An 11935-nucleotide genomic window follows, 5' to 3' on the forward strand; every position below is an offset into this window, starting at 1 on the left:
TTAGGCACGCCGCCAGCGTTCGTCCTGAGCCAAGATCAAACTCTCCAAAAAAGTTTGTATCATATCGACACCAATCGACATGATCCGTCTTAGCTTCGCAGAAAACTGGCTTCTGCTTGTATTTCTTTGAAAAACAGAAAGTCTGTTTTCCCTTGACATACTAGTTGTTCTGTTCAGTTTTCAAAGAGCAATTTGTTTGCGTTGCTTTTTTGGAGCAACTTTTATATCATACCATTTTTAAATCAACCTGTCAACAACTTTTTTCGTTGGTTTTTAACGTTTTAAAGTTATTTTTGGTCGCTGCCAAATTTGGCGACTTGAATAATATAGCATCTCTTCAACCAATTCGTCAACAGTTTCCGCATGGAAATTACAGGAAATTTGTTTCTTTTAATCTGTTATAGAAAAACAAAAGCTGTCTTACACGGTTTGACTTAATAACAGCTACATTTATACATATACCCCTTTTGAAGAACTTTAAACATTATTCTTCCAAAAATATTTCGACCTCACTTTTATTATCTATTCTGGAATAGGAAGATCTCCCTAAATAGAGTGGTATGTTGATTTCTTCTAAATTCGGTAGACCATTATCAAGAAACTTAGTATCGTCTCGATAAAATTGCGTGATTTCTCCAACAAACCAGTCATGATCCCCGTATGTATTTCGATCTATTACCTTACATTCATATGCTACATACGCATCGACCAAAATAGGAGCCTGTATTGTTATCCCCTTTTCATAAAGTAATCCCAGCGAATCAAACTTGTCATGTGCAATGCCAGATATATTTCCTGTCCCCTGAATACTTGCAACTTTCTCATATGGAAGAAAGTTAATCGAAAAACTACCAGATTCATTTACTAAACCATAAGTATAGCGTTCCTTCCCAATTGCTACCCCATAAATAGGTGGATCTATGGAAATATAAGAATGCCACCCAGCAGCCATAATATTTTGCTTTCCTTCATTATAGGCAGTAACGAGAGCTACCAACCCTGGATAACTGTGCATTACTGTCACTTTTGTAGGTTTCCTCAAGCGATTACCTCCTTCTATTATAAGAAGCATATCATAATGAATAAATTTGAAAAGAATTTTGATTATTCATATTTCATCTCCCTCTTATTTAGAAGATAGTCACTTAATTTAAAAAGAGCGCCTAGGTTTAATATCCCTGGCGCTCTTTCTAATTTATTTTTGTGGTGCTGAAGGTGTAGAAATAGTTGATAATGCTTGCTCTGCCTCATTATTGTACTGGCTATCTACAGCGAGATCACCAAGTGCTACCATTCCAATAACGTGCCCGTTTTCCGTAACCGGCAAACGACGAATTTGCTGTTGCGACATAAGTTGTACTGCTTCGTGAACATCCATATCAGGAGTACCTTGGACGATTTTTTGAGCAGTCATTACCTCAGATACAGGTGTGTTTGCTGCTTCACCTTGCGCTGTAGAACGTAAGGTTATATCGCGGTCTGTAATAATACCTACCATGCTCCCGCTTTGGTCAACTACTGGAATTGCTCCAATATTGTTATCGCTCATTATTTTTGCTGCATCTTGAATGGATTGTGTACTACTAACAGTAAATACATCGGATGTCATAATGTTACGCAACTGCTGGTGCATGTGTATCCCTCCCCTTCTACACTAGAATGTGTAGCAAATGTTATTTTATGAAAGGTAGTTTTTACAATAAGTCCTGAAAATTTTTCCATTTCCCGAAACCTTTTACTCTTTTAGTCGTAATACAATTAGAGAAACAAGTTAAGGGGGGGCGGATGCATATGACGCTTTTCGGCACATCGATAGAAAGTATTTACTTAATCATCCTTTTATTAGCTGGAGGATTAACCATTCTTTATTTATTTTTTGGAGATATTTTAGAAGGTATTGGAGACACGTTTGGCTTTTTAAATCCTGTATTAATTCTTTCGTTTTTTGCATTTCTTTCTGCAACAGGTTATGTATTAGAAAGTATTACATCTTTATCCAGCATTCTTATTTTACTTCTTGCAGCAGGTATTGCATTACTTCTCGACACTCTACTAAATATCTTTGTACTTATACCTCTTTCTTCTGCTGAGGAATCCCTTAGCCATACAGAAGACTCTCTTATAGGAAGAGTGGGAAAAATAATCATCCCTATTCCCGAAAACGGTTTTGGTGAGATCGTAATAGAGAGTAAAAGCGGAGTAATCTCTAAACCCGCAGCTGGATTTGATAACAATGTTATCCCTGAAGGGGCAAAAGTTTTAGTTTTAGAAGTAAAAAAAGGCGTCTTGTATGTCGTTCCATATGAGAACGAACTTGATGCTCATGATTTAGTTTAATCGAACGAAACCATTTGGTTACGTTTGCTTAATAAAATATAGAACAAGGGGGAAGCGACATGTTTGAAGGAATTTGGATTGCCATCGGGATTGCAGTTATTTTAGTAATAGCACTTATTGGGGTATTTGTAGCAAAATACCGTACTGCCGGACCTGATGAAGCATTAATTGTTACTGGAAGCTATCTAGGAGGAAAGAATGTACATGTGGATGAGTCAGGTAACAAAATAAAAATCATACGAGGTGGTGGCGCCTTTGTGCTACCAGTATTCCAGCAGGCAGAACCACTCAGCCTACTATCGAGCAAATTAGAGGTTACCACTCCTGAAGTGTACACAGAACAGGGTGTACCTGTAATGGCTGATGGTACTGCAATTATCAAAATCGGTGGGTCTATCAGTGAAATTGCTACAGCTGCTGAACAATTCCTCGGGAAATCAAAGGAAGACCGGGAGAATGAGGCAAAAGAAGTTCTGGAAGGTCATCTACGTTCTATTTTAGGTTCCATGACTGTAGAAGAAATATATAAAAATCGTGACAAGTTCTCTCAAGAGGTACAACGAGTAGCGTCACAAGATCTTGCTAAAATGGGACTTATCATTGTTTCCTTTACGATTAAAGATGTGAAGGATAAAAATGGTTACTTAGAGTCACTTGGTAAACCGCGAATTGCTCAGGTTAAGCGTGATGCAGACATCGCAACTGCTGAGGCAGATAAAGAAACACGTATTAAGCGAGCCGAGGCGGCCAAGGATGCACAAAAGGCTGAATTGGAAAGGGCAACTGAAATTGCCGAAGCAGAAAAAGAAAATCAACTGAAAACGGCTGATTACCGTAAAGATCAGGACGCAGCGAAAGCACGTGCTGACCAAGCTTATGACCTGGAAACTGCTCGCTCCAAGCAGGAAGTTACAGAACAAGAGATGCAAATAAAAATTATTGAGAGACAAAAGCAAATTGAGTTAGAAGAAAAAGAAATTCTGCGTCGGGAAAGACAGTATGACTCTGAAGTTAAGAAAAAGGCAGATGCGGACCGTTATGCTGTAGAACAAGCTGCAGTAGCAGACAAAGCCAAACAGCTTGCAGAGGCCGATGCCAATCAGTATCGAATTGAGTCACAAGCGAAGGCAGAAGCAGAACGCGTACGTGTGGATGGGTTGGCTAAGGCTGATTCCCAGCGAGCACAAGGGGAATCAGAAGCAGAGGTTATCCGCTTGAAGGGACTTGCTGAGGCGGAAGCAAAACGTAAAATTGCGGAAGCCTTCGAACAATATGGTGAGGCGGCAATTCTTGATATGATCACGAAGATGCTTCCTGAATATGCTAAAGAAGTTGCAAGTCCATTAGCGAATATTGATAAACTAACAGTTGTTGATACTGGAAGTAGTGGTAAAGATGGAGGAGCAAATAAAGTAAGTGGATATGCAACTAATCTAATGTCCACCCTACAGGAATCTTTAAAAGCTTCATCCGGAATCGACGTTAAAGAGCTATTGGAAAATATAACGGGGAAACAACATAATTCCGATGATCTAGATTTAGATCGTATTCGTTATGAAAACCAACAAGAAAAGCAATTGGCTCATAATGAGTCAAATCATAACTAAATAGCTTTGGTGTTGAACAAGAAAAGCGTTTGATCAGTCGACCTGGTCAACGCTTTTTTTCTTTTTGTTTTCATCTATAACCCTTCCACTTTATGGTGAAAATTGCCTTAGCTAGAATGTTTACGTTTTACTCGTTTCGAGAAAACACAAAAGAGTATTTATGAGAGGTGTTGATTTTATCTGGTATTTAATCCTTATTTTCATTCTGGCTGCAAGCCTATCAGCATACGCAGCCACTCGACTATCCAGTCATGCTGACACCATCAGCAAAGAAACGAAATTGGGCGGAGTATTGGCAGGGACACTTCTTTTAGCAGTTGCCACTTCCTTACCTGAATTAACGGTAACTGTTTCTGCTGGTATTATCGGGAATGCAGGTATTGCGGTAGGAAATGGATTGGGGAGTATTTTATTTAACTTCTTTGTTCTTTTTGTATTAGACCTGCACTTTCGTAGTAAACAACTTTTTTTAGGTGTTTCGGACCATCATATTCATACAGGATTTATAGCACTAGCACTCTGTTTAACCACTGTCGGTGCTCTCGCTATTAAGAATGCGTGGTCTTTCTTTAATATAGGTTCCTTTAGTGTTGCAATTGTTCTCATATATTTTGTGGGCATAATGATAATCTCCCGAAAGCAACGTGCATCTGATGCCTCTCAGAATAATACAGAGAAGAGAAATGTCAGTGTTAAGCGCGCTGTACGTCAGTTTATCCTCTTCTCTGTCATCATATTATTTACTGGCACAGCACTTTCCCTCTCCGGTGATGCGCTAGCTCAAAATACCGGAATTAGTGCTACCGCAATAGGAAGTATCCTTGTTGCTTTGTCCTCTTCTATCCCTGATGCAATGAGTGTTTACATGGCCTTAAAGCTTTTTAATGTAAATATGGCGATAGGCACTATCCTCGGTAGTAACCTGTTTAATATTCTGGTTATTGCACTTGCTGACCCTTTTTATACCGAAGGGAGCATATGGCAGGACTCCAGCAATGAACTAATCTATATGTCACTTATCGGTTTTACTTTAACCGTTCTGACAATGATAATTATAAAACGAGACAGAACAAAGAATTCTGCGACCTATGTCCTTCCATCTGTCATTGCAGTCATTAGCTATGTTGTTGTAGTCGGAATGGTTGCAATTTAAGTTCATAAGTACAGATAACCCCAAACTGCAGACATTGCTCGTGTGGGGTTATTCACTTTTATTTTTCTACTTATCGTATAAGTCCTCCAGCAAACAACTTGAATATAGGGTATTTGCTCATGCAAGGAACCGATCTACAACATCTAATAGAGTAATGACCTTATATTGGAGATGAAAATATGAAACTCAGAAAGTTCATTGATCCATTACCGATCATGGAAACCAAAAAGCCTGAGAAACGTGCCAGGAGAAATTCATATTATGAGGTGGAAATGAAGGAGTTCACTCAAAAATTACATCGAGATTTACCACCGACAAGACTTTGGGGGTACGATGCCCAGTTTCCAGGCCCTACGTTTGAAGTAAAGCAAGGTGAAACGGCCCATGTAAAATGGATGAACCAATTGCCTGAAAGACATATACTTCCAGTCGACACGTCGATTCATAATCTAGCTAGCCAACCTATTGTGCGAACAGTTACCCATTTACATGGAAGTGTGACTAAGCCAGAAAGTGATGGCTATCCAGAAGCGTGGTTTACGAAAGACTTTAGACAAACTGGCCCTGTATTCACAAGAAAAGTTTATGAGTATCCGAACAATCAACGTGCTACTACATTGTGGTATCACGACCATGCGATGGGGATCACAAGATTAAACGTTTACGCTGGGCTTGTAGGAGCATATATTATTCGCGATAAAAAAGAAAGCAACATGGATCTCCCATCAGGTGAATATGAAATTCCTCTACTTTTACTAGATCGCTCCTTCCACGCAGATGGTTCCTTAAAATACCCAACCCAACCTGAAGATGCCTCACCCGAGCTCCCTAATCCGTCTATTGTTCCTGCATATTTAGGTGAAACAATTCTAGTTAACGGCAAAGTATGGCCTTATAAAGAAATCGAACCAAGAAAATATCGTTTTCGAGTAATTAATGCTTCCAATACAAGGACATATCAATTGTATTTTGATAATAACCACCCGATTTTGCAAATTGGCTCAGACGGTGGCCTACTGCGAAAACCTATAGAATTACGCAGCCTAACCTTGGAACCAGCTGAGCGAGCAGATATTATCATCGATTTTTCTCAACTAAAAGGGAAAACCCTTCATTTAAAGAATGATCTTGGTGATGGAGCTGCCCCAGAGGATGAAACACATGATGTCATGCAATTCCGGGTCAACAAAAGAAAAAATGGTAAAGATACAAGCAAAATCCCTAACTCATTATCCACAATAAAATCTTTAAAAGGAAACCAGGTAAAAGCTATCCGAAAACTTAAGTTAATTGGTTCAGAAGATGAGTTTGGGAGACCTCTTCTGTTACTAGATAACAAAAAATGGCATGACCCTATAACAGAAAAACCTCGATTAAATACGACCGAGATTTGGGAATTTATGAATGTAACCAATTTCACCCATCCGATCCATTTACACCTAGTACAGTATCAAGTGTTAGACCGACAACCATTTGATTTAACAAAGTTCAATGAGGATGGAAGTATGGTATATACAGGACCAGCGACCCCTCCCCTACCAAACGAGCGCGGCTGGAAAGATACAATCGCTGCACCATCAGGTCAGTTAACAAGAGTTATTGCGAAATTCAGCCCTTATACAGGTGACTATGTATGGCATTGTCATATATTAGAACATGAAGATTATGATATGATGCGCCCATTTAAGGTGATAAAAGCTGATGAGGAATAAAGTGAAACTTCAATCAGTGGGGGTTTTCGTTCTTCCCCCACTGATTGTGAGTTGAACGAATCGGGGTGTTAGCGTCGTTTACTCTCACTAAAAACTAATGGTTTCACTTGGGAGTATTACGGACGGTTGCACCGGGATAAAGAACAAGAGAGGTTCTGCATATGCAGAACCTCTCTTGTTCGCTAACTTATCACTTTTTTATAAGCATCTTTATCACAAATAATAAACAATCTTGCATCTGCTGGGATTTGTTGATCTAATCGATTCATGATAGTTAAATCTCTTCCATCGGAAATAAGTAAAGCCCCTTGCTGAGTTAGATCATTCTTCGCATCTTGATATGTCACCCATGTATTCTTCTTTTCAATGGAGTATAGATCGAAACCTTGATTGCTTGTCAGCTGCCTAATGATTTCGCTTGAGCCATTAAACAAAATAGACCTTGCAGCTAGGTTTCCGACGGTATCATTTGGTGTTATGTATTCTTCAACTGAAACATTTTTAAATGCCTGGATATGTTTTGAATCGGTAACTTCGCAAATGGTGTAAATGTTTTGCTCATACTCTTTCCCTATTCCTTCCAGAATTGTTGCGATAAGTAATGTTTGACCATCTGCCTGGGAACTAATGGTTGTATCTTCAGGAGAAAAAATCATAACAGATTTACTTTTAAGTAAGTTAGCTTGCATGAGAACATCTCTATTTGCTGGATTTCCACTTACAAATTCTACTTGTTCATGCAATAGAGGAGTTTTATTCACACTCTCATCTATTACTACAATGCGGACATTTCGAAAGGTACGTAGTATTTCATCAAGTGTAATACTTGCTTTTTTCGTCCAATTAATAAGAATAATGTGATCTTCTGTAGTAATATCCAACTTCCCTTCCTCCTTTAATCGCTTTCGAATACTTAAAAAATCAATTGCTTTCCCGATGAAAATAGTCATTAAGCCAATCCCTACTATATATAAAAACATGGCAAAAACTTTACCAGCCACCGTGACTGGTGATACATCCCCATACCCAACCGTTGTTACGGTAGTCATTGTCCACCACAATCCTTCAAAAGGACTAACGAACGTATCGGGCTCTAAGTAGTATATAAAATAGCTACTTGCCAGTACTAAGGTTAAGGTAGCAAGTATAAAGAACCAGTTATTTAACCGAACTACTTTCACAAATAGATTTCTAAAAAAAATCATATGTAACCATTCCTTTCTTCTCCGACATTATTGCGAAACGCCTTTTCACCAAGTATAGCTTCTTTTCATAATATTCTTCAATAGGGAAAAATAAAAACACACGGACGGTTATGTATAGAACGCCAATCCATAATGAAATTCCGATCAGTTTTCTAACCGGATCAGCGCTTAATTCATTCAACTAAAAACATAGTAACATTCCTGCTTTTTAGTGACCAGTTAAAGGGACCATAGTCGACATTCGTTTCCTTGCTATTACATAAAAAAACACTTCATACCGATTTGGTATGAAGTGCATCTATAACTTATTAGAACCTAAAACTCCCTTAAACCATTTTTGTGTCTGTTACTTTTCCCTCAAGTCGCCGTTGCACAATACGTAAACGAGTGAAGAAGCCGATTGCTGCGCAGGTAAGGCCTAAAGTGATTCCGACCCAAAGGCCAAATGGACCAAGGTCTGTATAGGCTGACAAAGCAAAACCAGAAGGAATACCAATAACCCAATAGGAAATAAGCGCTATGATGAAAGGTATCTTTACATCCGTATAACCTCGTAAGGCTCCCTGTAATCCTGCCTGTGTTGCATCAGAAATTTGATAAAAAATGGCTATAATGAAAAACTGTCCTGCCATTGCCACGACTTCTGGATCCTCTGTATAAAGATAGGCAATGGGTTCACGGAATAGGTAAAGGAACACTGCCGCTGTGGCTAGAAATAAGATTCCACCAAGCACCCCCATCACACTATACTGCTTGGCTGCCTGCAGTTTTTCCCCTCCGACAGAATAGCCGACAACAATTGTTAATGCCATCGAGATACTAAGTGGGATCATAAACATAAGGGTAGTAAAACTTAACGCAATCTGGTTTGCAGCTACCGTAACAGCTGTAAACATGGTCCCCATCAACAGGGTAACGACAGAGAAAATACTAGATTCGAAAAAGATCGATAAACCAATCGGTACACCAATTCCTAGCTGCTTCTTCCAAGCCTTTAAGGATGGTTTTACCCAGTCAACAAAAATACGGTAATTACGCACAGAGCTAATCCGAAAAGTCATCAAAATACTTAGGAATAATATGATCCAGTACGTAATAGCCGTTGCATATCCCGCACCTATCCCTCCAAGAGCAGGCAAACCAAAATTACCAAAAATAAAACCGTAGTTCAGTAGTGCATTAAAGGGCACAGCCATAATTGTGATAAACATGGTAATTCTCGTGAAACCTTGTCCATCAAAGAAATTCCGCAACACGTTTGAGAGAAATAAAGGGATAATTCCGATTGAAAGTCCGATCAAATAATGCATTGCAATATGCTCGACACCAGCTTCCAGCCCCATGGTCCGTAAAATCGGTTTTAATATAACACTTCCAATAAGTAACACTACGACCCCGAGACCTGTTGCTAAATAGAGTGCTTGCATTACCGAATACGTAATTTCTTTCTTCTGCCCCCGTCCCATTAATTGGGCGATAATTGGCGTAACAGCGAGAAGAATTCCGTTTATTCCTGTAAAAATTGGCAACCATATGTTTGAGCCAATGGCTACACCCGCTAAATCGTTCGTACCAACTCTACCTGACATCATTGTGTCAACCAGATTCATAGCATACAAGCTTAGCTGGGTGACCATGATTGGCCATAAAATGGATATTAATAACGTTGCTTTTTCCTTCCATGTTTCTGCATGATACATAATATACTTCCTCCATAATGCTATATCTTGTAGTTAGTTTAACTAGAGATTCCTTTCCAAAAAACTTCCCATGCTGCTGACAGCTTTTTTTCGGTCCGCTCGACCCCGCTATAGACTAATTCAACCGATATAGAATCAGCAAGTGCCGAGTAAGCCATGGTGGCTGTTTCCGGGCTAATATGTTCCATTTCCCTTTCTAAAGAAGCTTTTTTGAATCGTTCCAAATAAAAAGAATCTACTTTATCTATATAGCTATAGCTATATTCATTGATCTGCTCATATAGATGGGCTGGTGGGAAGAAAGAAACGCGTAGCCAAAATTTAAGTCTACTATCATATTGATAACGGTCCACATATCCACGTAAAGATTTAAGTAAGCAATCTTTTAATGGTTCTGTGAAATGTTCATCTAAGTAATTTTTCTCTCGAGCAACTTCTATTTGAAAGGTATCATTTACTATTGCTAAAAACAGTTCATCTTTTCCTTTAAAATGTGAATAGATTGATTGCTTCTTCATTCCTACTTGCTCCGCTATTTGCGCAAGCGATGTACCTTCATAACCATGTAATGCAAACAAGCCCAGTGCTGCTTCCTTTATATTCTCCGAACCCATTTCTCACTCTCCCTTACGATCGTTCGTCAGCAGATTATATCATGTCTCAAAAATAATAGCAATCTCACTGATATTAACTGAAAACAAAAAAAGAGCCTTCTTCAGCGAAAGCTCTTTTCTTATGACCAATTCTCTATTTCACTTCTATTTCGTGCTCTTCATGCTCATGTAGGCCATCTTCGTTTTCCACATGTACAACAACATGATAGGTCCCTTTTCCATCAAATTGGTGGGTGGCAATATACTCTCCCGGATTGCTTTCTTCAGCATCAACCCAGCTATGTTTTTCAGCCCCATCTAACCAAAGTTCATAACGCACGCTTGCTTCTTCCATTGCCTCTTCATCCATTTGTAAATGTGTTACAAGCTTCACGTCCTGCGCTACCTCTAACCCCGTTGGCATAGCAAAATGCATGCTGAACCCATCCGCGGCTGCATCATGGCTGTGATCATGTCCTTCTTCCTGGTCCGTTGCTTCATGATCACTTTCTTCCTCTTTGGACGTTTCTCCACTTCCAACTGTCACTTCTTTTTTCGGCATGGTATGTAGTCCCTTGGCAGTTGTGTGGGCATACATTTCATAAACACCATCCTGATCAAAAGAAGTTTCGGCAGTGTATGTACCATCTTCATTATTAATCGACTTTACTTCCCAACTGTCATCTTCTTTTCCTTTTTCCCATATTTCAAATACTACCTCATCAGCGTCGGTGACATTCTCTTCACCATATGTAACGGTTGCTTTTAATTCAATGGTTTCTTCCGCATCTACTGTTTCAGGTACCGAAAAATCCACATCAAGTGTTGCTAGTTCTTCTTCGCTTTCCGCTTGATCCGCATTTTCTTCACTTCCACATGCAACCAGGAACAATAACACAAAAAATAAAGCCATCCAAATCAGTTTTTTCAATGTTCAACTCTCCTTTATTTCTGGGAATGACAATTATTCTGTCCCCCGTTCATTTTTTGCACCAAAACGGTTTTTGCTTCTTCAAATGAATAGACATGCCCCCCAAAACCTTTTACAAATTTCTCTGCATATTCTTTCCATTCAAAGGTTAGCACCTGTGGATGACAACACCCCATATGAACAGAGGTATCCATGACAAACCATGATAGTGGGGCACTAATCGTTGTATGGGTTAGAAAATCGGAACAAATGGCTTGCATTACTTCCCCGCCCATTTGACTATGACGCAGAAGGCCGCAATGGGCACAACAAGCTGTTTCCATTCGATTGTTAGATAAGATCAATCGATAGGCCAACCTTTCACTATATCCTCGCCCACAATAAACGCAACCTTGGACCTTTGTGTTAGCTTCCTGTCCATCTTGTTTCCATGCAACCCCGCCAAATGTCTTGGCAATACATCCTTCCTCAAGGAGCGGCTTTAGATCACGATGAATCGTCATTTCTGAGACGCCGAATCTGTTGCTTAGCTCTGCAATTTTTATAAGTCGTTCTTTTTCAATTAATGACCTTATCCGTTTTTTTCGTTCTAAAGGTAACATAGCATTCCCTCGCCTTATAACAAAATAACACAATCTATAACACACTTTATCATGACCGTCTCTTTTGTTCAATATGAATAATATGAATTATTTGT

Annotated in this window: 11 protein-coding genes; 4 read left to right on the forward strand and 7 right to left on the reverse strand. The window is 39.2% G+C overall.

All coding sequences use genetic code 11. The annotated features are described in order from the left end of the window. Positions 1-484 precede the first annotated feature (484 nt). Positions 485-1042: a flavin reductase family protein gene (locus ACTWPF_RS12105; RefSeq protein ID WP_443149258.1), complete on the reverse strand. Its 558-nt coding sequence runs from the start codon at positions 1040-1042 to the stop codon at positions 485-487. A gap of 153 nt (positions 1043-1195) precedes the next feature. Next, complete coding sequence (locus ACTWPF_RS12110; protein WP_106896458.1) at positions 1196-1633, reverse strand: CBS domain-containing protein; 438 nt, start codon at positions 1631-1633, stop codon at positions 1196-1198. Positions 1634-1791: 158 nt separating this feature from the next. Between ACTWPF_RS12110 and ACTWPF_RS12115 the strand changes: the two genes are divergently transcribed. The 4 genes from ACTWPF_RS12115 to ACTWPF_RS12130 all read left to right on the forward strand — a co-directional run bounded on the left by ACTWPF_RS12115 (position 1792) and on the right by ACTWPF_RS12130 (position 6809). Continuing rightward, positions 1792-2337, forward strand: a complete 546-nt coding sequence (locus ACTWPF_RS12115; RefSeq protein ID WP_443149641.1) for a hypothetical protein — start codon at positions 1792-1794, stop codon at positions 2335-2337. Between the two features lie 59 nt (positions 2338-2396). Continuing rightward, the gene (locus ACTWPF_RS12120) at positions 2397-3944 is read left to right on the forward strand and encodes a flotillin family protein (RefSeq protein WP_106896456.1); all 1548 of its coding nucleotides are present in this window, start codon (positions 2397-2399) and stop codon (positions 3942-3944) included. A gap of 160 nt (positions 3945-4104) precedes the next feature. Beyond that, positions 4105-5097 carry a sodium:calcium antiporter gene (locus tag ACTWPF_RS12125; protein WP_106896455.1) on the forward strand — a complete coding sequence of 331 codons (993 nt, stop codon included), beginning with the start codon at positions 4105-4107 and terminating at the stop codon, positions 5095-5097. A gap of 179 nt (positions 5098-5276) precedes the next feature. Beyond that, positions 5277-6809, forward strand: a complete 1533-nt coding sequence (locus ACTWPF_RS12130; RefSeq protein WP_443149259.1) for a multicopper oxidase family protein — start codon at positions 5277-5279, stop codon at positions 6807-6809. A 182-nt stretch (positions 6810-6991) separates the two neighbouring features. On the opposite strand, the gene ACTWPF_RS12135 is transcribed toward ACTWPF_RS12130, so the two are convergent. From ACTWPF_RS12135 to ACTWPF_RS12155, 5 genes are all read right to left on the reverse strand, one after another. Beyond that, positions 6992-8014 (reverse strand): potassium channel family protein, encoded by a 1023-nt coding sequence (locus ACTWPF_RS12135; RefSeq protein WP_238021717.1) that lies wholly within the window; start codon positions 8012-8014, stop codon positions 6992-6994. Positions 8015-8340: 326 nt separating this feature from the next. Continuing rightward, positions 8341-9714: an MATE family efflux transporter gene (locus tag ACTWPF_RS12140; protein WP_238021702.1), complete on the reverse strand. Its 1374-nt coding sequence runs from the start codon at positions 9712-9714 to the stop codon at positions 8341-8343. A gap of 38 nt (positions 9715-9752) precedes the next feature. Next, positions 9753-10328: a TetR/AcrR family transcriptional regulator gene (locus ACTWPF_RS12145; protein WP_443149260.1), complete on the reverse strand. Its 576-nt coding sequence runs from the start codon at positions 10326-10328 to the stop codon at positions 9753-9755. A 133-nt stretch (positions 10329-10461) separates the two neighbouring features. Beyond that, the gene (locus ACTWPF_RS12150) at positions 10462-11238 is read right to left on the reverse strand and encodes a FixH family protein (protein WP_443149261.1); all 777 of its coding nucleotides are present in this window, start codon (positions 11236-11238) and stop codon (positions 10462-10464) included. A 14-nt stretch (positions 11239-11252) separates the two neighbouring features. Then, positions 11253-11840 (reverse strand): DeoR family transcriptional regulator, encoded by a 588-nt coding sequence (locus tag ACTWPF_RS12155; RefSeq protein WP_443149262.1) that lies wholly within the window; start codon positions 11838-11840, stop codon positions 11253-11255. Positions 11841-11935 lie beyond the last annotated feature (95 nt).

Source organism: Oceanobacillus sp. M65, assembly GCF_052246275.1.
GTDB lineage: Bacteria > Bacillota > Bacilli > Bacillales > Amphibacillaceae > Oceanobacillus_B > Oceanobacillus_B jordanicus.